The organism is Streptomyces sp. NPDC096205, from assembly GCF_044763135.1.
GTDB lineage: Bacteria > Actinomycetota > Actinomycetes > Streptomycetales > Streptomycetaceae > Streptomyces.
The window spans coordinates 205,060-226,020 of the sequence record NZ_JBIWFS010000011.1 but is presented as its reverse complement, the minus strand read 5'-3'; the positions used below and the strand labels follow the sequence as shown (position 1 = coordinate 226,020).

Here is a 20,961-nt window from a genome sequence, read left to right as displayed (position 1 = left end):
AGGGGTCTCGGAGTCCGCATATCGGGGCATTTTCTTGCCCATGTAAACTAAAAATCCCCGACCGACCAGCGGAGGCAGACCGACTGTGACCATCCAGATGCCCGCCGACCGCACCGCGCCCCGCCTGTGGGCCGGTACGGCCGCCCCGGACCCGATCGGCCGGCGCACCAGGGCGGATGTGTTCGCCACGATCCTGACCGGTGGCCCGGTGTCACGCACCGAGGTGGCCCAGCGGCTGGGCCTGTCGCAGTCGACCGTCACCAAGATCGTGAACCCGCTGATGGAGACCGGCGCCCTCGTCGAGGAGCCCACCTCCGCCGCCGGGGCGGTCGGGCGCCCGCGCCGGATGCTCCAGGTCCGCAAGGAACTCCATCTCGTGGTGGGCGTGAAGATCGGCCCCACCAAGGTCACGGCCGTACTGACGGACCTGGGCGCACAGGTCCTCGCCCGCTGGGAGCGGCCGCTGGCCGACCGTCGTATCGAGGCGGCGGTCGCGGCCACCGCCGACGGAGTACGCGAGCTGACCGCCTCCGTTCCCGGCAGCGCCGAGCGGATGCTGGGGCTGGGCGTCGGAGTGAGCGGGCATGTCGACGTGGCAGCCGGTGTGTGCCGCTACTCGGCCCTGATGGACTGGCACGACGCGGACGTCGCCGGGCCGCTGGCCGCCGCCACGGGACTGCCGGTGGCCGTCAGTAACGACGTGAACACCCTGGTCGTCGCCGAGCAGTGGTTCGGCCACGGCCGGGACACCGAGTCCTTCGCCGTGGTGACGGTCGGCGCGGGCGTGGGCTGCGGGCTGTTCCTGGGAGGCCGCCTCCACCTCGGACGCAGCGGTCTGGCCGGTGAGTTCGGCCATCTCCCGCTCGATCCCGCGGGCCCGGTGTGCAGTTGCGGCAACGTCGGCTGCCTGGAGGCGCTGGCCTCCTACGAGGCCGTGCTGCGCCGGCTGCGCTCGGCCGGCCTCAAGGACTGTGAGGACATCGAGCAGGCGGTCCGGCTGGCCCGGTCGGGGCGCGGCCCGGCCTCCAAGGCCGCCCTGGCGGCGTTCGCGGAGTCCGGCGAGGCCCTCGGCCGCGGCCTCGCCGGACTGTGCAACCTGCTGAACCTGGAGAAGATCGTGCTGGCGGGAGAGGGCGTGACGGCGCAGGACCTCTTCGGCCCCGCCCTGGCGACCGCACTGCGCGAGCACGCCTTCTCCAGCGCGGCGGAGGACTGCGAACTCATCGTCGACGCGGTGACCGACGACCTGTGGGCCCGCGGCGCGGCCTGCCTGGTGATCAGGGACGCCGTCCAGTCCTGAGGGTCGCCGCGGTCATCGGCCCTGAGGGCGCCGCGTTCACCGGTCCTGAGGGCGCCGCGGTCTACTTCACGGCGCCCGCGGTGACCTCGATGTGGTTCAGCGCCACCGCACCGGTGTCGCCGTCGGCGCGGATGAGTGTGATCAGGTTCTCGCCCTGGGCCAGCCTGATCTCGCCGTGCAGGGTGGCCCAGGTGCCGCCGGTGGCCCGGAAGTTGACGGAGCGGGGCGCGCTGACCACCGTGTGGTCGGGCTGCTCGGCGTCGAGGGTGAGCCGCGCCGCCCGGTCGGCCTGGTAGCGCATGCCGAGGCGGTAGGTGCCGGCGCGGGGCGCGTCGACGGTGAAGGTGACCGACTGGTGCTCGCCGGCGATACGGGCATAGCCCATCGCCTCATGGCCGGGCAGCGAGTCGGCGAAGTCGGCGCCGCCGCCCCAGGCCGCGAACGCCGCCTGGTAGCGCGACTGGTCGCGGGGCGTGACGGTGGCGAACAGGCAGCCGTGCGCGGGCAGTTCGACGCTGATCGTGCTCAGCTCGCCGAGGTCCTCGTGCTGCCACACGTCCCGTACCTTCGCCGTGCCCTCGATGCCCAGCGCGGCCAGGTCCAGGGAGCGGGTGGCGGGGGCATCCGAGCGGTTGAACAGGGCGATCGCCCAACTGCCGTCCGGCAGTTGTCCGGCCCAGCGCTCGGTGTCCCGGCTGGAGGGATCGTCGGCGTACGACGTCCCGTTGCGGAAGTACGGCTTGCCGACCAGGCCCTGCCGGTGCAGGGCGAGCACCTCGGGGTTGGTGTAGGCCCAGCCGTGGCCCGCGATGTCGGCGTGGGTGTCGGCGATGGTCAGCGGGGAGCCGGCGATGGTCATCAGGGTGATACAGGTGCGGCGCTCGTCGTCGTCGGCGAACGTGTGCAGCCGCAGGAAGTCACCGTCGAGGATGAGCTGGCCGCGCCCCGAGCGGTCGGCGTACCCGGTGAAGCCGCTGAAGGGGTTGAACCAGTTCGGCCACAGGTTCTGCCAGTCCTGGCGCCCGCCGCTGAGCCGGTCCCAGCCGCCGCGGTCGGCGTCGGCGTTGATGCGCACCATGTCGCCGTGGTGGATCTCCGCCTCGCCGTGCTGGTAGAGGTGCGGCATCACCAGAGACAGCTCCATGTCCTCGCCCGCGGCCTCGCTCATCCAGCCGAGCGCGGTGAGGTAGTTGTCACGGCCGTGGGGCCGGTTGACCCGGCCGAGCCCAAAGTCGCGGCCGTCCTCGTACCAGGACAGGAAGTCGACCCGCAGATAGGGCACTCCGAGGTCCTTGAAGTACCGCACGTATCCCTGGACGTACTCCTTGGCGCCGTCCTTGGTGACGTCGATCCAGTAGAGGCTGTCGCCGCCGATGTCGGAGGCGAAGAAGTCGCCCTCGACGACGAGGTCCGCGATACGGATGTCCGGCCGCCCGGCGACCGTCTTGCCGCGATCGGCAACGGCTGCTTTGTGCACCCACAGCGGGTTGTAGTACACGCCGAGCCGCATGCCGCGGTCCTGGAGATAGCGCGCCCAGTAGGCCCAGTCGTGGGTCCATGAGTCGTTGTAGCTGACGACATAGCCGTGCTCGGTGGTCCTGCTGGAGCCCTCGATCCAGCCGTCGGTGCAGGCCATGCGGTAGCCGTGCGGCGCGAAGTCACGGGCCAGCCAGTCGATGTTGGCCTGCCACTCGGCCTCCGGTATGGGCGCGTTGTGCGGGAACGCCCAGCCGTAGATGTTCCAGTACAGCGGACCGGCGCCGGAACGGGTGAAGACGCTGTTCCGGCTCGCCACCGAGACGACCGGCGGCCCTCCGGCGGCAGCCGGCGAGGCGGGGGCGAGGGCCGCCAGGCCCGCACCGGCCGCGGTGCCGGAGATCAGGGCCCTCCTGGAAAGTGCCATGACGAGGCTCCGTCCGTGGTGTGCGGCAGGGCCGGTGCGGGGTGACCGGTTGCCTGCGGATGACGGGAGTGTGTCGGGCCCTGTTTCTTGCGTCAAGAAAGAAAAGAGCGGTTTGCGGAATCGTGACATGGGATGCTTGCTGGCAGGGGGCACTGTTTAGTGATACGGGCAAGTAATGACGCCCGGCCCGGCCCCGCTCACTCCGTCTCCCAGTCCCAGGTGTCGAAGTAGGCGGCGACGCCGGTGCGCCGGGCCTCCATCACGGCGCTGAGCCGTGCGAAGTCCCTCGGTGGCATCAGCGGCCGCCAGTCGTGGAGCGCGAGGACGCGCACCTCGTCGTGCTCCTCGGGATCCAGCGCGATGGACTCGATCTGCGCCTGGGTGAGCCGACCGCCGTCGAAGACGACGCCCATCGTGCTGTACGGCCACGCGTCGCCCGGGAGCCCGTAGACGACCGCCAGCAACGGGGTCGGTCCGTCGACTCTGATGCCGGTCTCCTCGCGGCACTCCCGCGCGGCCGTCTGCCAGGGCCGTTCCCCGGGGTCCATCGTGCCGCCGGCCAGCTGCCAGGGATGCTCCGCGCTGTAGACGGAGTGCAGTTGGACGGGCCGCTCGGCCTCGTCGGTGAAGAAGACGCAGGCGAAGCCGGTGGCCTTCATGAGCGTCTCGGCGTACTGCTCGGGCGGCAGCCAGACACGGGCGGACGGTGCCTCATGGGTCACGGTGTGCCTCCTCGCTCAGGAGCGGCGGGGACGGGAATCAGGCTCTGGGCCCGCAGGCGGGCGAGGGTGCGCCGACCGCGTTCGACGAGCTCGGGATCGCCGTGCGCGGTGCCGTACTGGATGCCGGACACGGAGTCCAGGGCGGCTTCGAGGGCGAGTCGCTCCTGCTCGGGGCGGGTGAGCGTACGCCCGTACCCGGCGAGGAACGCCTCGTACAGCTCCGGGCGGCCGGCCCACGCGTCGGACAGGCGGACCAGGTCCCGGATCGCAGGGCCGGGCTCGCTGCGCTCGAAGTCGATCACCGCCAGGGTGCCGTCGTCGGCCCGCAGGATGTTGCGCAACTGGAGGTCCCCGTGGGTCTGCACGCACTCCAGCGGGGCCGGCCGCCCTGCCCGCTCCACCAGTGAGCGCACGAACTCGGCGTCACCCGGGGCGAGATGGGCCTCGGCGGCGGCGAGGTGCCGTTCGGCTCTGTCGACGGCAGGGCCTCGGGCTGTGGGCGCGGTGTTCCGGTGTATGAGCCGGGCGAGCGCTCCGATGCCGTGGAAGACCCGGCGTTCCTCACCGGCGGACAGCACGGCACCGTACAGCGGTCGGCCCGGCAGCGCGGTGACCACGATCGTGCGGAGGACGGCGTCGGCGGCCACCAGCCGGGGTGCGGCCGCCCTGAGCGCCGGTGTCCATGTCCGGTAGGCCCGCACCTCCCGCTGGTGGAACCGCTCGTTGTGGTGAGTCTTCACGAACCAGGTGCCCCCGGCCGCGCCGCGCACCCGCCACACCCGGCTGCCCTCCCGCGCCCAGGAGGCGTCCGCCCACTCGACGACACGGCCCACCGCCCGCTCGGCGAACTCCCGGACATCAGGCGTAGGTCGGCCGACCGCCGGGTCGGTGACCGCGGGGAGGCAGTCGAGCCGGTCGGCGGCCGACGAGTAGGCGATCGGATCGTCCGGCTCCTGGAAGTGCACGGCCATCGGACGGCCCGTCCGGTAGGCGTCCAGCCCGGCCCGGCAGTAGGCCACCATGGGGGAGGGCAGTGCATCGAGCCGGTGCCAGCCCATCGCGTCGCACACCTCCGGCTCTCTGATGACCGGTGAGCCACGCCAGGCCCGGACCTCGAAGAACAGCCCGATCCGTGCGCGCCCGCCGGGTCCGCGGTGGTGCACCGTCACCGCGAAACGCACATCGGCACGGTCGACGACGATGCCCGTCTCCTCGACCGCCTCCCGGATCAGCGCGTCGACGACGTCCTCGTGCGGGCCGTCGAGGTGGCCGGACGGCAGATGCCACAGCCCGGAGGCGTAGACGTCCCCGGCGCGGCGGGAGAGCAGGACCTCCGGGCCTGTGACGGTGTCCCGCCGCGCGATCAGGTGCACGTCGACCGGCTCGCGGTGCCGCTGCCGGCCTCCGCTCATGACGTACTCCGGGTCGTGCGGTGAGCCGCGGGGTGGTGTGGTCCTCCAGATGCCAACGTCGCTCCCTTCCTGACGCTCGCCGCTGTGTCGCCCTGCTCAACGACGCGTCCGGGATTTCGAACACATGTCTTTCGGACGGCCCGTGGCCGAAACGCCGACGGCCCGTCCCGAGCGTCGTGCCGGTCTACTCGTCGAGCTGGTGGTCGGCCCAGACGTAGGTCTCCGGCAGCAGGTCGGTGATACGTACGGTCCGGACGTGGTCGTCCGTGCCGACGACGACCTTGAGGCCGGGGAAGTAGTCGAGCAGCGCCTGACGGCACCGGCCGCACGGCGGGACCACCCCGCGGTCGCGATCGCCCACGGCGACGATCGTGTCCAGCTCGTAGATCCCCTGGGCGGCCGCCGCACCGATGAGGACCAGCTCCGCGCAGGGGCCTCCCGTGAAGTGGTACGCGTTCACCGCGGTGACGATCCGGCCGTCCGGGGCACGCCCAGCGGCCGCCATGGTGTGGTTGTCGCCCCGGCACCGCGTCCGGGCCACCTCGGCGGCGGCCCGGACGAGTTCGTGGTCCACCTGGAGGGTGTGCGTGGTCATCGTCTCTGCCTTCCTCGATCTGCCTTGATCTTCTCGATCTTCTCGATCTTCGTCGATACAAGGCGACGTCGGACGGCGTGACGATCTTGCGCAAGTGAGTATCGAGGGCGCCGACGGTGGCGCGTCAGTCCACGGGCCAGGTGTGCACGGGTGCGTTGAGGTGCATGTAGTCGATGTACGTCTTCGTCATGCGCCGCAGCGCCTCGTGGCGGCCGCAGTGGTCGTGGTCCTCGATGTGGTGGACCTCCTCCTTCTGCCAGACGGCGCCGTTGCGTGCGGTCACACACCGTTGCTCGATGATGCCGAGCAGCGGTTCCCGCCAGGCGGCGTCCATGCCGGAGAGCTCCAGGCCCCGGTGGGCCAGGGGCAGCAGGCGGCGCAGGACGAGTTCGGGTCCGGGGACCTCGCCCGTGCCGGGCCAGTACAGGCTCGCCTCCATGCCGTGGCGGGCCGCCGCATGCAGATTGTCCTCGGCGACGGCGAAGGACATGCGCGACCACACCGGCCGGTCCTCCTCGACGAGCGCCCGGGTCAGACCGTAGTAGAACGCGCCGTTGGCGAGGGTGTCGGCGACCGTGGGGCCGGCGGGCAGCACCCGGTTCTCCACCCGCAGATGCGGCCGGCCGTGCGCGACGGCGTAGACCGGGCGGTTCCAGCGGTAGATCGTGCCGTTGTGCAGGGTGAGTTCGGACAGCTCCGGGATGTCACCGCGGTTCAGCGTCTCCACGGGGTCCTCGTCGTCGCTCAGCGGCAGCAGCGCGGGGAAGTACCGCAGGTTCTCCTCGAAGAGGTCGAACACGCTGGTGATCCACCGCTCGCCGAACCACACCCGGGGCCGCACCCCCTGCACCTTGATCTCCTGCGGGCGCGTGTCGGTGGCCTGCTCGAACAGCGGGATACGGGTCTCGTGCCACAACTCCCTGCCGAACAGGAACGGACCGTTGGCGGCCAGCGCCACCTGGACCCCGGCGATGGCCTGCGCCGCGTTCCAGTAGTCGGCGAACTCCTGCGGGGAGACCTGGAGATGGAACTGCGTGCTGGTGCACGCGGCCTCCGGAGTGATCGTGTCGGCGTAGGTGCGCAGCCGGTCGACACCGCTCACCTCGATCAGCAGATCCTCGCCCCGGGCCGCGAAGATCTGGTCGTTGAGCAGCCGGTAGCGCGGATTGTCCGACAGCGCGGCCCCGCTGACGTCGTCCTGCCGCAGCGTGGGCAGCAGACCGACCATGACCAGGTGTGTTCCGACCGACCGGGCGCGCGCCTCCGCGTGGTTGAGCGCGTCGCGGATCTCGGACTCCCAGGAGTCGGGGCCGCCGGCCGTCAACCGGCGGGGCGGGACGTTGATCTCCAGGTTGAACCGGCCCAGTTCCGTGGACCACGCCGGATCCGCGATGGACTCCAGTACGTCGCTGTTGCGCATGGCAGGTTCGGCCGCGTCGTCGACCAGGTTCAGCTCGATCTCCAGCCCCACCTGGGGCCGCTCGCTCTCGAACCGCTCCTCCCGCAGCATCTGCGCGAGGGCGTCGAGGCACGCCTGCATCTTGATCCGGTACCGGCGACGGTCCTCACGGGTGAAGACCATCGCCGGAACGTCCCGTCCCATCGGCCCTCCCAGGTCGCCCGTCAGGGACCCCCGCACCTCCCAGCGTCGCACCCCCGGCCCGCTCCGACCATGCAGCGCCGTGTCCCACGGTGATGCCGTGCGCCAGGTTCCCGTTTTGTCCTCTGGCCAACGCGCGTAGACCCCGGCACCATCGTCGTGCACCGCACGCACCGCCTGCACAGCTGCCGTACAGAAAACATGGCCCCTCGCAGGAAGGTCCGCCCATGAAGGCCATCAAGGCCCCCAGGCTCCGCTCGGTTCTGACCGCCCTCGCGCTCGTCGTCGCTCCCGGTGCCGCCGTCGTCGGCACCGCCGGAGAGGCCTTCGCCGTCACGAAGATCAGCCACTCCACCGCGACCGCGATGTTCCGCGAGGTCGGCATCACCTGGTCGTCGTCCGGGAACTGCTCCGACCGCTACAACTCCACCTGTACGTCCTTCGAGCAGCTCAACCTCGCCACCGCACAGGGCGCGCAGACCCTCAAGCGCGCCAGCGGCTGCGCCCTGAACATCACCGGCGGCACGGAGGTCGGCCACGCCTCCGGCACCTACTCGCACTGGAACGGCTACAAGCTCGACTACAGCAAGTACACGTGCATCGGGAACTACATCAAGAACAACTTCACCTACATCGGCCTGCGCGGCGACGGCGCCCCGCAGTGGCGCTCCGGCTCCGGCAACGTCTACGCCGACGAGGGCAGCCACTGGGACGTCACGTACTACAACTGCGGCGGCTGCTGACACCCACGCCCCAGCGGAGGGCGGCCTCGCGGAGCCGCCCTCCGACGCGCCGCACGGCACCGTCCGGAGTCACCTCGGGGTCGCCCCCTCTCACCGCAGCGCGGCGAGCTCCGCAGGGCTGTCGTCGGGGCTCTGGCGGCCGGCCGGCACGAATGCGCCGGGGTGCGTGTCCCACTGCTTGGTGACGCGTGCGTAGCCGTAGACGACCGAGAGCATGGCGAGGACGAGCAGGGGGCCGAACAGCCAGGGGAGTGCGGCCATCTGCACCGGCAGATAGCGGTAGGACGTGAGGAGCGCGGTGAAGACGGCCGCGCCGTAGGCGGCCAGCCGGATGCCCGAGCGGTCCCAGCCGTACGCCTGTGCGCGCAGGGCGGCCTCGATGGTGACCGTGAACACCACGCCGGCGACGATGTCCGATCCGTAGTGGTAGCCGAAGCCCAGGGTCGCGCCGAGGGTGGCGATCAGCCAGAAGGTCCCGGCGTAGCGCAGGAGCCTCGGGCCCCTGCGGGAGTGGATGAAGATCGCGGTGGCCCAGGCGGTGTGCAGGCTGGGCATGCAGTTGCGCGGGGTGATCTCGTCGAAGGGCATGTGGTGCGGCGGCCCGGTCGGGGGCAGGGTGTGGGGCCACAGTTCGGCGAGGGCCCAGTGCCCGCCGTCGGCGCCGTAGACGAAGATCGGCCCGACCACGGGGTAGAGCATGTAGATGCCGGGCCCGAGGAGCCCGATCACCAGGAACGTACGCACCAGATGGTGGCGCGGGAAGCGCCGCTCGGCCGCCACGTTGCGCAGCTGGTACAGCGCGACGGCCACCGCGGCCACCGCGAGCTGGATGTAGACCCAGTCGAGGACATGGGCCCCGACCGGTCCCGTGGCCTCGACGAGGCGGCCGGCCAGCCAGGAGGGGTAGCCGAGCGCGCGGTCGGCGAGGGCCACGTACTGGTCGAGTACGACCGGACGCGTCTTGGAGGTGATGAGCAGCCAGGCGTCACCGGTCTTCCGCCCGGCCACCAGCAGCAGACCCAGCCCCACGCCCTTCAGCAGCAGCACCCGGTCCTGGCCGGTGCGGCGGGTGACGGCGACGACGGCACACGCCAGCATCACCCACAACGCGCCGTTGCCGAAGGGGTAGCTCCTGCTGCTCTCGATATCGGCCGCCCAGCGCACCAGAAGGAAGACGATGTCGATACCGACCGCGGCACCCAGTGCGATGAAGCGTTCCCGCCAGGGCAGCACGACCATCATCAAGGCCATGCTGGCGTACAGCAGTGGTCCCGATTTAGGGGTGAATATCACCTCTTTGACCTGATTGGTCATCGGTCCCGGTATGCCGTAGTGCCGTGCGGCGATCTCCAGCGCGACCAGGAACACGAGGGCCACCGCACCCACCGTGGCCCACAACGCCGCCCGCGGCGGACGCCGCGCGGTGGAGTTGTTTCCATCGTTTATTCGCGGAAAGAACCGCGATGTCATAGATCTCAATTGTTTTGGCCGATTTGTTAGTTATGGGGCGAACAGGTCGGACGGGCGATACCGGGGATCACCGCGAGATCGAACATGCTATCCAGGTGGCGGCGGGTTATCTCCGGTCAGGTACGAGCGAAGGCCGAGGGCTGTTGGGCTCAGGTGCGGCGCGTCCTGGCCGTGCGGGCGGCCGGCGGTGGAGATGATGCGTGGCGCGGCGGTCCGGGGACGGGCCGGCGGGCACCGTTCCACCGTGTGAAGAGGTCCGGCGATGAAGACGTCCGACGATGACCCCGGCTCCGGCTCCGGCACCGGCTCCGGCGCGGCCGGTGGCGGTGGCGGTGGCCGCTACGGCGAGGCCGTCTTCCGGCCCGAACAGGCGGGGGAGGGCGAGCGGATCGACTTCGGCGCCCTCGCCTACGACGACATCACCATGGCGCGACTGCGGGCACTGGGCGTCGGTGCGGGGTGGCGCTGCCTGGATGTGGGCGCAGGCACCGGCACGGTCTCGCGCCGGCTGCTGGCGGAGGCCGGCGTGACGAGTGTGCTCGCCGTGGACCGGGACGTACGGTTCCTCGCCGAGCGGCCCGTGCCCGGCCTGGAGGTCCTGGAGACCGACATCACCGCCCCGCACTCCGTCCCCGGCCGGTTCCGGCTCGTCCACGCGCGCTTCGTGCTGATGCACCTGCCGGAGCGTGAGCGCCTGATCGCGTCCCTGGCCGAGCTCGTCGCGCCGGGCGGGGTGCTGGTGCTCAGCGACGCGGTCGACCTGACCGGCGACCGGACCCCCAGCACGCCGTACACGACGGTGATGCGGGCCATGTGGCAGGGGCTGCGGACCACCATCGGCACCGACGTCTCCTGGGTGCCGACGTACCCGCAACTGCTGCGCGGAGCGGGGCTCGCCCGGGTCGGCGCCGAGGTCCATGTGCCGCCGCTGCTGCCGGGCAGCCCCATCAGCCGCTTCTGGGCGGACACCTGGCAGCGCAGCAGAGCGGCGATGCTCGCCACCGGCCTGGTGGACGACGCGACCGTCGACGCGGCGGCGCGGTACCTGGACTCCGACGACTGCGCCGCGCTGTCCGCCGGCATGCTCACCGTCTGGGGCTGGAAGCCCGAGGGGACCGAGGAGACCACGCCTTGACTTGCTCCGGTCGGCCGGCAGGCGTGGCCGCCCTGTGAAAGCTCTGGCCGACCCCTGCTCTTGACGCTGAGTCAGGTGTTAGTCGAACATTCACCCGCACGGCCGCATCAGGCACAGGCACCACACAGCTCCAGCGCCCCGCGTCAACCGACACCGCGGGGCGTCTCGTACGTTCCGCAACCCATCCTCAGTTCGGAAGTCACGGAGCCCCCACATGAGTCTCTCCGTCCACAGACCTGCCCTGGCACTCGCCGGCGTCGTCGCCGTCGCCGCCGCACTCGCCGGGCCCGTCCCCGCCGCCACCGCCGAGGACGCCGCCGCCGCGCCCGACATATCGGTGGCCAACGTCAAGCAGCACCTCGCCGACCTCCAGTCCATCGCCACCGCCAACGGCGGCAACCGCGCCCACGGCCGGACCGGCTACAAGGCGTCCATCGACTTCGTGAAGGCGAAGCTGGACGCGGCCGGCTACACCACGACCCTCCAGCAGTTCACGTACAACGGCGCCACCGGCTACAACCTCATCGCCGACTGGCCCGGCGGCGACCCGAACCAGGTCGTCATGGCCGGCTCGCACCTCGACTCGGTCACGTCAGGCCCGGGCATCAACGACAACGGCTCCGGCTCGGCCGCCATCCTGGAGACCGCACTCGCCGTCTCCCGGGCGGGCTACCAGCCCACCAAGCACCTGCGGTTCGGCTGGTGGGGCGCCGAGGAACTCGGCCTCGTCGGCTCGAAGTACTACGTCAACAACCTGCCGTCCACCGAGCGCGCCAAGCTCAGCGGCTACCTCAACTTCGACATGATCGGCTCGCCCAACCCGGGCTACTTCGTCTACGACGACGACCCCACGATCGAGAAGACGTTCAAGGACTACTTCGCCGGCCTCGGCATACCCACCGAGATCGAGACCGAGGGCGACGGCCGCTCGGACCACGCGCCGTTCAAGAACGCGGGCATACCCGTCGGCGGCCTGTTCACCGGCGCCGACTACACCAAGACCTCGGCGCAGGCCCAGAAGTGGGGCGGCACGGCCGGGCAGGCCTTCGACCGCTGCTACCACTCCTCCTGCGACACCAGCGCGAACATCAACGACACGGCCCTGGACCGCAACAGCGACGCCATCGCCCACGCGATCTGGACGCTGTCCTCAGGGACGACGGTCCCGGGCAAGGTCTTCGAGAACACGGCCGACGTGTCCATCCCCGACAACGGCGCCGCGGTGACCTCCTCCGTCACCGTCAGCGGCATCACGGGCAATGCGCCCAGCAGCCTCGCCGTCGGCGTGGACATCGTCCACACCTACCGCGGTGACCTGGTCGTCGACCTCGTCGCGCCCGACGGCAGCGTCTACAACCTCAAGCCGTACTCGTCCTCCGACTCGGCGGACAACGTGCGGACCACCTACACGGTCAACGCCTCGTCCGAGGTCGCGAACGGCACCTGGAGGCTGCGCGTCCAGGACCGGGCCTCGTACGACACCGGCTACATCAACAGCTTCAAGCTGACCTTCCCGTAAGGGCGTCGGCCGCCGCGGGACCGGGCGCAGATGCCGGTCCCGCAGCGGTTGCCGGTCAGCCAGTGACAACGGCGGCCGTCACTCGAGGGACTCGAAGATCTCGTCCCAGAAGGCGGAGTCGTCCACATTCGGGTCCTGGCCGATCAGACGCTCCCGCAGACGGGCGGCGGCGGCCGCGCGTACGGTGTCGTCGTCCGACTCCAGGGCGTCGCTCGACTCGGCGATCAGGCCGAGGAGAACGGCCAGCCGAGGGAGGGAGTCGGCGGCAGGTCCCTTCCAACCGGCCGCGTGGTCCCAGCCGTTGGGGTCGTAGTGGGTGATGCCGCCGTCCGCCGCGTCGAGCATCAGATGCTGGTCGCCCCACAGCGCCACGGCGAAGCAGAAGTTCTCGGGCGGGGAGTCGTCGTCGGGGTAACGGTTGCCGTAGAGCTCGTCGGCGTCGAAGGGCTCCAGGGAGCGCCTGCCCCGCAGGATTCTCGTGTCGATCCCGACGCCGCCGAGGCGGACGGCGGGAAAGCCGACCGTGAGCAGGAACTCCCTCGACTGCGCATCGGTCAGCTCGTCCGGCAGATCGGCCTCGGCCGGCCGCCACAGCGACCCTTCACCGAGCCGTTCCTCCAGCCATGCCGCGTCCGGTGTCAGCGGAGTGTCGGTGCTGCTCACTGCCTGGCCCCCATGAGTGGTGTGTCGTTCGATCATCGCGGGGCCCAGTCAACCGCAGGTGATCAGTTCCTGCGCAGCGCACCCTCGGTACGCAGGTCGGCCAGGGTCGGGTAGCCGTCGACGGCCATGATCAGATCGGCCTCGGCCAGCAGGGACCGCAGCACGTGGACGATGCCGTCCTCGCCGCCGACCGCGAGCCCGTACGCGTAGGGCCGGCCGACGCCGACGGCGGTGGCGCCCAGGGCGAGCGCCTTGACGACGTCGGCGCCGGAGCGGACGCCGGAGTCGAAGAGGACCGGCAACCCGTCCGCCGCCTCGACGACGCCGGGCAGCGCGTCGAGGGCCGCGAGTCCGCCGTTGGCCTGCCGGCCGCCGTGGTTGGAGCAGTAGACCGCGTCGACGCCGCCGTCCCTGGCCCGGCGCACGTCCTCGGGGTGGCACAGGCCCTTCAGTACGAGCGGCAGGTCGGTGAGCGAGCGCAGCCAGGGCAGGTCGTCCCAGGTCAGCGGATGCCCGAAGATGCCGGCCCACTCCAGGACGGCGGCCTGCGGGTCTTCCTCCGGGGCCTTCGCCAGCCGGGCGCGGAAGACGGGGTCGGAGGTGTAGTTCGTCAGGCAATGGCCGCGCAGCTGTGGGAAGTTGCTGGCCGCGAGGTCACGCGGACGCCAGCCGGTGACCCAGGTGTCGAGGGTGACGACGATTCCCCCGAAGCCCGCCTTCTCCGCCCGGTGCACCAGACTCTCCGCGAGGGCGCGGTCCTTGGGCGTGTACAGCTGGAAGAAGCCGGGCGTGTCCCCGAACTCGCCCGCCACCTGCTCCAGCGGGTCCACCGACAGCGTCGACGCCACCATCGGCACCCCGGTCCTGCGGGCGGCCCGCGCTGTCGCCAGGTCGCCGTGTCCGTCCTGCGCGCAGAGCCCGATCACCCCGATCGGCGCCATGAACAACGGCGACGGCAGCCGCAGTCCGAACAGGTCCACGCTCATGTCCCGTTCGGCCGCACCCACCATCATTCGCGGCACGAGCCCCCACCGCTCGAACGCCGAGACGTTCGCCCGCTGCGTGAACTCGTCCCCCGCACCGCCCGCCACGTACGACAGCACCGAGGCGGGCAGCGCCGCCGCGGCCCTCGCCTCCAGTTCGCCGTACGTCATCGGCATGTCCGGCAGCACGCCGAACAGGCCGTTGAGGTAGATCTCGTTCTGGTAGTCGCCGTACTGCCCGCCGAATTCCGCCTGCATCCTGATCGCAGCCCTTTCGTCGGCCGCCCGCACGGGACCTTCCCGGCGGCGGACCGCTCCCACTCTGCCGACCGGAGGCCCTCGGCACCATGTTTCCGCGCCTGCACGGTCAGATGAGGTCCGAGGCCGCCGGACCGAATCCGCAGAGCACCGCGGTACCCGCCCAGCTCCAGAGCTGCGTGTCGGTCGGCGAAGCGTGGTCGGGGGAGGGCGGCAGTGGGCCGTCTGCCGCTGGAAACGGGGACGCGGTAAGGGAGTTGGCGCGCGGCGGCGCGTAGGTGGGGCGCTGGGTGGGGCGTTGGGTGGTCTGCGGCGTCGCCGGCATGGTGCCGTCCGTTCCCGTCGAGAGCGAGTGGGGCGGGTCCCGCACCTCAGGGGGAGGGGTACGGGACCCGCGGTCAGGGGTGGGTCAGGCCGCGGTGCCGGTGGCGTCGAGGGTGACGGGGATGTTGTTCCGGGTGGCCTTGGAGTACGGGCAGATCTGGTGGGCGGCGTCCGCCAGTTCCTGGGCGGTCGTCTGATCCACGCCGCCGAGGACGGGGCTGAGGACCGCGGAGAGGGAGAACTCGCCGTCGTCGCCGTGGGTGAGGGTGATCTCCACGGTGATGGCGGTGCTGCCGAGCCGGATCTTCCGGGTCGCGGCGGCGCGGCGCAGGGCGCCCAGGAAACAGGCGGCCCAGCCGGCGGCCAGCAGTTGCTCCGGGTTGGTCGCGTCGCCCGCGCCGCCGAACTCCTTGGGTATGGCGAGCCGGGTCTCCAGCAGGCCGTCCGAGGAACGGACGTGACCGCCGTTGCGGCCCTCTCCGTCGACATCGACATGGGCGGTGTAGGTGACTGCCATGGCTCGTGCTCCCCATCTGGGTCGAAGGCTTCGAATGACCGCAGGGCCGGTTGACCCCCGAGGAGTGTCACCGGTCAAGGCGGTGACTTCATCATGCAAGTCGACGCGTCACCGGTCAAGGCGGTCGCTTGAGCGGACTACTTCGCCTATTGGGCTGCCCCTGAGATTGTGGCGTCACTAGTTTGACAGGTGACGAGTCGCATGTGAGCCTGATGGTGCCACAGGGCGCGGCTCGCGACGGAGGGGTCACTCATGATCAACAGGCGTACGTTCGGCAAGGCGGTCGGTCTCGGCACCGGCGCGGCCGCGGTCTCGCTGGCCGGCCTGCAGTCCACCGCGACGGCCACGACGGCCTCGTACGCCCGGGGGAACGCACCCACCGTGGCCACCGTCGAGCCCGGTGCTCACACCGCCTTCGGGACGCTCAAGCGCATCAGGGCAGGCGTCCTCGACATCGCCTACGCAGAGGTGGGCCCCGCTCACGGCCCGGTCGTCCTGTGCCTGCACGGGTGGCCCTACGACATCCACAGCTATGTCGACGTCGCCCCGCTCCTCGCCGAGTTGGGGTACCGCGTGATCGTGCCGTATCTGCGCGGCCACGGCGGCACGCGCTTCCTGTCCCGCCGTACGCCCCGCACGGCCGAACAGTCCGCCGTCGCGCTGGACATCATCGCCCTGATGGACGCCCTCGAGATCGACAAGGCGGTGCTCGCCGGGTTCGACTGGGGCTCGCGCACCGCCGACATCATCGCGGCCCTGTGGCCGGAGCGGGTCAAGGCCCTTGTCTCGACGGGCGGTTACCTCATCACCGACCTCAAGGCGCAGCAGGAACCCGCGCCGGCGGCCGTCGAGCACAACTGGTGGTACCAGTGGTACTTCGCCACCGAGCGCGGCAAGAAGGCGATGGAGAACGTCGACGAACGCATCGCCCTGTGCCGCTACGTCTGGACCCTCGTCTCGCCCAACTGGGCCTTCGACGAAGCCACTTTCCAGCGCACCGCCGAGGCGTTCAAGAACCCCGACTACGCGGCCGTCGTCCTGTTCAACTACCGCTGGCGCATCGGTCTGGCCGAGGGGGACCGCCGCTACAGCCGCTACGAGGCCCAGCTCGCCGCACGGCCGTCCATCCACGTCCCCACGATCACCCTCGACCCGGCCCTCGATCCCTTCACCCAGCCCGGCAACGGCTCGGCGTACCGCGACCACTTCACGGGCCCCTACGAGCACCGCACCCTCGCGGACATCGGCCACAACCTGCCGCAGGAGGCGCCGACCGCCTTCGCGCAGGCCGTCGTCGACGCCGACCGCCTCTGACGGTGCGCCGACGGACCAAGGAGACAAAACGCGTGATCGTCTACGGCCGGCTCTTCATCGGCGGCTCCTGGACGGAGCCGAGCGACCCGGCACTCCTCGACCTCGCCTCACCGCACGACCGGTCCGTGATCGGCCGTGCCGCCCAGGCGCAGCCCGCGGACGTGGACCGTGCGGTGGCCGCGGCGCGGGCCTCCTTCGACGCGGGTGCCTGGCGCAGGACCCCGCCGATGCAACGGATCGCGTTCCTGCGGCGGTTCAACGCGCTGCGCGAGGAGAACGCGGAGGAGGTCGCGCGGCTGACCTCACTGGAGAACGGCTCGGCGCTCTGGTTCACCCGCGCCGGGCAGCCGGGTCTGACCCGGCAGGCGGACGCCTACCTGAAGGCGGCGCAGGAGTTCCCCTGGGAGGAGGCGCTGACGTCCTCCGACCCGACATCGCCGGTGCACAGCATCGTGCGCCGAGAGGCGGTCGGTGTCGTGGCGGCCGTCATCCCCTGGAACTCGCCCTTCTCCTCGGCCACTTCGAAAATCATCCCGGCCCTGGCCGCCGGCAACTCCGTGGTCCTCAAGGTCTCCCCGGAGAACTCGCTGAGCATGGGCTTCCTGGCCGAACTGCTGGAGCGCTCCGGCCTGCCCGAGGGCGTCGTCAGCGTCCTGCCCGCGGACCGGGAGACCAGCGAGTACCTGGTGTCGCACCCGGAGGTCGACAAGATCGCCTTCACCGGCTCGACGCGGGCCGGCCGCCGTATCGCCTCGATCGCGGGGGAGCAGCTCAAGCGGGTCAGCCTGGAGCTGGGCGGCAAGTCCGCCGCGATCGTCCTGCCGGACGCCGACGTCCAACAGGCCGTAGCGGACCTGAAGTTCGGCTCCCTGCTCAACAACGGCGAGTCCTGCATCGCCCAGACCAGGATTCTCGCGCCGCGCGGCCGGTACGAGGAAGTCGTCACGGCACTGAAGGACATGGTCGAGTCGTTGCAGGTGGGCGACCCCAGCGACCCCGACACCTTCATCGGCCCGATGATCCGCCCCGACCAGCAGCAGCGCGTACGCAGCTACATCGAGCTCGGCATCGAGGAGGGCGCCCGGCTGGTCACGGGCGGCCCGCAGATCCCCGAGGGTCTGGAGAAGGGCAACTACGTCACCCCCACCGTGTTCGCCGACGTCGACAATGCCATGCGCATCGCGCAGGAGGAGATTTTCGGCCCGGTCCTGGTCGTCATTCCTTACGACGACGAGGACGACGCCGTTCGCATCGCCAACGACTCCCCGTACGGGCTCTCCGGCGGCGTCTGGTCCTTGGACGAGGGCCGTGCCCTGGAGGTCGCCCGGCGTCTGCGCACCGGCACCGTCACGGTCAACGGGGCGCCTGTCGCCTTCGACGGCCCGTTCGGCGGCTTCAAGGCCAGCGGTATCGGCCGCGAGTTCGGCGCGGTGGGCCTCGGCACGTACACCGAGTACAAGACCATCACCGTCTGATCGAGGAGGGGTTCGGCATGAAGAAGGAACGGGCGACGGACACGACGGCGGCAACCGGAACGGCTCCGTCTACGGCAGCGGCGGCTGCCGCTCGACAGGCGCGCTTCGGCAAGCTCCCCGAGCGCATTCGCTTCGAGGACATGACCGAGGAGGTGGAGGCGGCGCCGGGCGGGGCCGCCTCCTACGACCCCGAGGGCTCGTGGAAGTACTACTCGTGCCTGGCCCTGGACCTGGGGCTGTGACCCGGAGGTCGTCGAGCGGCAGTCAGTGGGCGGCAGCGGGCGAGGACTTCTTCCGGGCACGGTAGGCCGCAGCCTTGAGCTTGTTGCCGCAGGATTCCATGCCGCACCACTGCCGCCGCATGCCCCGGGAGCGGTCGATGTAGACACGCGTGCACTCGGGGTTGCCGCACTCCTTGAGCAGCGGGACGTCCGGGCCGCTGAGCAGCTCCACGGCCTGCCGGGCGACGGTGGCCAGGGCCTGCGCGGGCGTCGCGTCGGTGTGCCGGCCCGCCCGGGTGAGCTGCGGCGTCGCAGGGACCTGGCGCGCGGCGGCGTTGAGCACCGCGAGGGCCTCCCGGTCGAAGTCCTCACCGAGGCGCCGATCGGTGACGAGCCGGTAGACCGCCTCGCGCACCGCCACCGCCTCCCGGACGTCGTCCTCCCCGGCAGGCGTGATCGCGTCCACGAGCCCCGACTCCAGGTACCAGGCGTTCAGCCGGTCCGGCGCCACGAACATCTCGAACCTGGTCGTCCGCCGGGCCCGCAGCGTGGCCGCGAAGTCGAGCGCCGGGTTCCCGCACACGAAGACATGGTCAAGATTCACGTCACCATCTTGACAGGTGACTCGGGTGAGGTGCAAGGGCTGGCGGCCGGGGGCCTGCGCACCCCACCACCCCAGCCCCTGCCCGGCATCACGCCTGAGCAACCCGGCACCCTCACCAGCTCAGCCCGTGCCTGGGAATCCCGCCTGAGCGGTCCGGCCCCCGCCACCCCAGCCACGTCACCCCACCCCGCCCAGCCGGACCCCCGCCCCCTCCTCCCGCCCAGCCAGCCGCAGCTCGCGCCCCTGCCACCCGCGGCGCAGCCGGCGGTCGTGGCTGGCGACCACGATGGCGTCGGGGCCGCTGCCCAGGGCGGCCTCCAGTTGGTCGCACAGTCGGGGCGAGAGGTGGTTGGTCGGCTCGTCCAGCAGCAGCAGTTCCGGTGGCCGGGCCACCAGCAGGGCGAGGGCCAGTCGGCGGCGCTGGCCCACCGACACCTGGCCGACCGGCTTGTCCAGGTCCGCCTCGGCCAGCAGGCCGAGGCGGGACAGCGGCACCTGTTCCGCCCGCTCGGCTCCCAGTGCCAGCGCGTAGGTGTCCCGGACCGTGCGGTCGGGCCGGTCGAAGACGGTGTCCTGGGTGAGCAGGCCCACGGTCAGCCCGTGCCGCCTGCGCACCTCGCCCTCGGCCGTGAGGTGCCCGGCGAGGACCGCGAGCAGGGTCGACTTGCCCGCCCCGTTGCCGCCCGTGACCAGGAGCCGCTCGGTCGCCGACACCTCGAGGCCGGACAGTGTGAGCCGCCCCGGAACCCGTACGTCCCGGAGGGAAACCAAGGGCTCCGGGCCGTCCAGCGGCCGTGCGGCCAACCGCGGCGCCGCGAACGTCAGCGGGGGCGGCGGCTCGGCGACCCCCGTGCGCTCCAGCTCCTCGACCCGTCGGCTCACGTTGCGCACCCGGCGGGAGATCTGGCTCTGGACGCGGCCGGCCCGATGGCCGTAGCCCATCTTCTCGTTGTCGCGCGGGCCCCGGTCCGGTGCGACCCGGCGCGCGGTCACCCCCGCCGTGTGCCGCAGCGCCTCCAACTCCTCCTGTTCCTCGGCGTACCGCCGCTCCCAGCGCTCCCGTTCGGCGCGCTTCTCGCTGACATAGGCGCTGTAGTCGCCGCCGTAGCGGACCGGTCCGTCGACCGCCGGATCGAGGTCGATCAGGTCGGTGCACACGGCGTCGAGGAACGCCCGGTCGTGGCTGGCGGCGACCACGACACCCGGCAGGCCGCGGAGTTGCTCCTCCAGGAAAGCGGCGGCGCCGTCGTCGAGGTGGTTCGTCGGCTCGTCGAGCAGCAGGGCCGGCGGCCGTCGTACGAGCAGTGCGGCCAGGGCCAGCCGGCCGCGCTGGCCGCCGGACAGCGAGCCGAGCGTCCGCCCAGGGCGTGCGGCGGGCCTGCTCACGGCTCGGCGTGAGGGCCGTTACGTCCGACACCACCTCAGCTTCCCCGACCTGACGGCACTGGGCACGGCCCTGCCGGCGGCCGTACTGCGCTGAGAAGTCGCGGTCGGCCGGTCACTCGGACGCGCCGGTGCGCCGGGCGTAGGCCCGGGCGGCGCGGGCGCGGTCGCCGCAGCGGGTGGAGCACCAGTGGCGCCGGCCGTGGGTGCGCAGCAGGAAACGGTCGCAGGGCGCGGAGCCGCAGGCGGCGAGGAGGTCGGCGTCCGCACCGGTGAGCAGGTCGGCGGCGTCGGCGGCGAGGATCGCCAGCGCGTGGTTCACGGCCTGGTCGGTGGGGTGCGACTCGACGCGGCGCAACCCCTGCGCTCCGTCCCAGGCGAGCAGCGGTGCCGAGGGCACGGCCGTGAGCGCGTCGTTCACCGCCCGCAGGGCCGCCTCGGGCGGGGCGGCGCCGTCGACGCGGGCCGCGAACAGGGCCCGCACATGGCCGCGCAGCGTACGCATGCGCCCCGCGCACAGCTCGTACAACCGCACCTCCTCGGAGGTCAGGTTGTGTGCGAGGAGCCAGCTCCTGGCGGAGTCGGGCGCCGCGAGCAGGTCGTAGGCCTGGCCCGCGGGCAGGGTCGCGGCGGTGTCGGCGAAATCCAGGGAGCGGTACCGGTCGGCCCCCGGAGCCGGGGGCAGGGCGGCGGCCCGCGTGATGTCGGTGACCACGGCTTCTTCCACGCCCTCATGGTAGCCCTTGCATTTTTCCGTGACACGGCCCTAGCGTGTGCCTCACGGAAAACACGGAGCGAATCCATGAGAAGTCGTGAGCAT

The 20,961-nt window shown here is 71.3% G+C and carries 18 protein-coding genes and 1 pseudogene; 7 read left to right on the top strand and 12 right to left on the bottom strand.

All coding sequences use genetic code 11. The annotated features are described in order from the left end of the window. Positions 1–85 precede the first annotated feature (85 nt). Positions 86–1,300 carry an ROK family protein gene (locus ACIQ6Y_RS35010; protein ID WP_404045596.1) on the top strand — a complete coding sequence of 405 codons (1,215 nt, stop codon included), beginning with the start codon at positions 86–88 and terminating at the stop codon, positions 1,298–1,300. A 61-nt stretch (positions 1,301–1,361) separates the two neighbouring features. Here ACIQ6Y_RS35010 and ACIQ6Y_RS35005 read toward each other — a convergent pair whose 3' ends face one another. The 5 genes from ACIQ6Y_RS35005 to ACIQ6Y_RS34985 all read right to left on the bottom strand — a co-directional run bounded on the left by ACIQ6Y_RS35005 (position 1,362) and on the right by ACIQ6Y_RS34985 (position 7,535). After that, entirely contained in the window at positions 1,362–3,203 is a 1,842-nt protein-coding gene (locus tag ACIQ6Y_RS35005) for a hypothetical protein (RefSeq protein WP_404045593.1), read from the bottom strand. Between the two features lie 197 nt (positions 3,204–3,400). Then, a complete protein-coding gene (locus ACIQ6Y_RS35000; protein ID WP_404045591.1) occupies positions 3,401–3,925 on the bottom strand; it encodes an NUDIX domain-containing protein in 525 nt (174 codons plus the stop codon). Next, complete coding sequence (locus ACIQ6Y_RS34995; protein ID WP_404045588.1) at positions 3,922–5,337, bottom strand: phosphotransferase; 1,416 nt, start codon at positions 5,335–5,337, stop codon at positions 3,922–3,924. The genes ACIQ6Y_RS35000 and ACIQ6Y_RS34995 overlap by 4 nt, the downstream gene beginning before the upstream one ends. 184 nt (positions 5,338–5,521) lie before the next feature. Continuing rightward, complete coding sequence (locus ACIQ6Y_RS34990) at positions 5,522–5,932, bottom strand: cytidine deaminase family protein (protein WP_404045585.1); 411 nt, start codon at positions 5,930–5,932, stop codon at positions 5,522–5,524. Between the two features lie 124 nt (positions 5,933–6,056). Then, entirely contained in the window at positions 6,057–7,535 is a 1,479-nt protein-coding gene (locus tag ACIQ6Y_RS34985) for a glutamate--cysteine ligase (protein WP_404045583.1), read from the bottom strand. Between the two features lie 224 nt (positions 7,536–7,759). Between ACIQ6Y_RS34985 and ACIQ6Y_RS34980 the strand changes: the two genes are divergently transcribed. Then, positions 7,760–8,275, top strand: coding sequence for a hypothetical protein (locus ACIQ6Y_RS34980; protein ID WP_404045580.1), 516 nt, complete (start codon positions 7,760–7,762; stop codon positions 8,273–8,275). A 90-nt stretch (positions 8,276–8,365) separates the two neighbouring features. Here ACIQ6Y_RS34980 and ACIQ6Y_RS34975 read toward each other — a convergent pair whose 3' ends face one another. Next, positions 8,366–9,745 (bottom strand): phosphatase PAP2 family protein, encoded by a 1,380-nt coding sequence (locus ACIQ6Y_RS34975; protein WP_404045578.1) that lies wholly within the window; start codon positions 9,743–9,745, stop codon positions 8,366–8,368. A 262-nt stretch (positions 9,746–10,007) separates the two neighbouring features. Between ACIQ6Y_RS34975 and ACIQ6Y_RS34970 the strand changes: the two genes are divergently transcribed. Further along, on the top strand, positions 10,008–10,880 hold the full coding sequence (locus ACIQ6Y_RS34970; protein ID WP_404045576.1) for a class I SAM-dependent methyltransferase: 873 nt from the start codon (positions 10,008–10,010) through the stop codon (positions 10,878–10,880). Positions 10,881–11,094: 214 nt separating this feature from the next. Continuing rightward, complete coding sequence (locus ACIQ6Y_RS34965; protein ID WP_404045574.1) at positions 11,095–12,399, top strand: M28 family metallopeptidase; 1,305 nt, start codon at positions 11,095–11,097, stop codon at positions 12,397–12,399. A 78-nt stretch (positions 12,400–12,477) separates the two neighbouring features. Here ACIQ6Y_RS34965 and ACIQ6Y_RS34960 read toward each other — a convergent pair whose 3' ends face one another. From ACIQ6Y_RS34960 to ACIQ6Y_RS34950, 3 genes are all read right to left on the bottom strand, one after another. Next, the gene (locus ACIQ6Y_RS34960) at positions 12,478–13,062 is read right to left on the bottom strand and encodes an SUKH-4 family immunity protein (RefSeq protein ID WP_404045571.1); all 585 of its coding nucleotides are present in this window, start codon (positions 13,060–13,062) and stop codon (positions 12,478–12,480) included. Positions 13,063–13,124: 62 nt separating this feature from the next. Continuing rightward, positions 13,125–14,303: an alpha-hydroxy-acid oxidizing protein gene (locus ACIQ6Y_RS34955; RefSeq protein WP_404045569.1), complete on the bottom strand. Its 1,179-nt coding sequence runs from the start codon at positions 14,301–14,303 to the stop codon at positions 13,125–13,127. Between the two features lie 409 nt (positions 14,304–14,712). Further along, entirely contained in the window at positions 14,713–15,144 is a 432-nt protein-coding gene (locus ACIQ6Y_RS34950) for an organic hydroperoxide resistance protein (RefSeq protein ID WP_404045567.1), read from the bottom strand. A 252-nt stretch (positions 15,145–15,396) separates the two neighbouring features. Here ACIQ6Y_RS34950 and ACIQ6Y_RS34945 point away from each other — a divergent pair, with 252 nt between their 5' ends. The 3 genes from ACIQ6Y_RS34945 to ACIQ6Y_RS34935 are packed head-to-tail and all read left to right on the top strand — an operon-like array spanning position 15,397 to position 18,175. After that, a complete protein-coding gene (locus ACIQ6Y_RS34945) occupies positions 15,397–16,458 on the top strand; it encodes an alpha/beta fold hydrolase (protein ID WP_404045564.1) in 1,062 nt (353 codons plus the stop codon). Positions 16,459–16,490: 32 nt separating this feature from the next. Further along, a complete protein-coding gene (locus tag ACIQ6Y_RS34940) occupies positions 16,491–17,933 on the top strand; it encodes an aldehyde dehydrogenase (protein ID WP_404045562.1) in 1,443 nt (480 codons plus the stop codon). Between the two features lie 17 nt (positions 17,934–17,950). Then, positions 17,951–18,175, top strand: a complete 225-nt coding sequence (locus tag ACIQ6Y_RS34935) for a hypothetical protein (protein ID WP_404045559.1) — start codon at positions 17,951–17,953, stop codon at positions 18,173–18,175. A 22-nt stretch (positions 18,176–18,197) separates the two neighbouring features. Here the strand turns inward: ACIQ6Y_RS34935 and ACIQ6Y_RS34930 are convergent, their stop codons facing one another. From ACIQ6Y_RS34930 to ACIQ6Y_RS34920, 3 genes and pseudogenes are all read right to left on the bottom strand, one after another. Next, a complete protein-coding gene (locus tag ACIQ6Y_RS34930; protein ID WP_404045556.1) occupies positions 18,198–18,758 on the bottom strand; it encodes a CGNR zinc finger domain-containing protein in 561 nt (186 codons plus the stop codon). Between the two features lie 177 nt (positions 18,759–18,935). Further along, positions 18,936–20,117, bottom strand: a pseudogene (locus ACIQ6Y_RS34925) (ATP-binding cassette domain-containing protein); the annotation flags it as partial. A gap of 139 nt (positions 20,118–20,256) precedes the next feature. Continuing rightward, on the bottom strand, positions 20,257–20,868 hold the full coding sequence (locus ACIQ6Y_RS34920; protein WP_404045555.1) for an ABATE domain-containing protein: 612 nt from the start codon (positions 20,866–20,868) through the stop codon (positions 20,257–20,259). Positions 20,869–20,961: the final 93 nt, after the last annotated feature.

Bases quoted from the DNA above. Each gene is read 5' to 3' on its own strand.
- ACIQ6Y_RS35005 (WP_404045593.1), bottom strand. From the start codon at position 3,203: ATGGCACTTTCCAGGAGGGCCCTGATCTCCGGCACCGCGGCCGGTGCG.
- ACIQ6Y_RS34995 (WP_404045588.1), bottom strand. From the start codon at position 5,337: ATGAGCGGAGGCCGGCAGCGGCACCGCGAGCCGGTCGACGTGCACCTG.
- ACIQ6Y_RS34990 (WP_404045585.1), bottom strand. From the start codon at position 5,932: ATGACCACGCACACCCTCCAGGTGGACCACGAACTCGTCCGGGCCGCC.
- ACIQ6Y_RS34985 (WP_404045583.1), bottom strand. From the start codon at position 7,535: ATGGGACGGGACGTTCCGGCGATGGTCTTCACCCGTGAGGACCGTCGC.
- ACIQ6Y_RS34980 (WP_404045580.1), top strand. From the start codon at position 7,760: ATGAAGGCCATCAAGGCCCCCAGGCTCCGCTCGGTTCTGACCGCCCTC.
- ACIQ6Y_RS34975 (WP_404045578.1), bottom strand. From the start codon at position 9,745: ATGACATCGCGGTTCTTTCCGCGAATAAACGATGGAAACAACTCCACC.
- ACIQ6Y_RS34970 (WP_404045576.1), top strand. From the start codon at position 10,008: ATGAAGACGTCCGACGATGACCCCGGCTCCGGCTCCGGCACCGGCTCC.
- ACIQ6Y_RS34965 (WP_404045574.1), top strand. From the start codon at position 11,095: ATGAGTCTCTCCGTCCACAGACCTGCCCTGGCACTCGCCGGCGTCGTC.
- ACIQ6Y_RS34955 (WP_404045569.1), bottom strand. From the start codon at position 14,303: ATGCAGGCGGAATTCGGCGGGCAGTACGGCGACTACCAGAACGAGATC.
- ACIQ6Y_RS34950 (WP_404045567.1), bottom strand. From the start codon at position 15,144: ATGGCAGTCACCTACACCGCCCATGTCGATGTCGACGGAGAGGGCCGC.
- ACIQ6Y_RS34945 (WP_404045564.1), top strand. From the start codon at position 15,397: ATGATCAACAGGCGTACGTTCGGCAAGGCGGTCGGTCTCGGCACCGGC.
- ACIQ6Y_RS34935 (WP_404045559.1), top strand. From the start codon at position 17,951: ATGAAGAAGGAACGGGCGACGGACACGACGGCGGCAACCGGAACGGCT.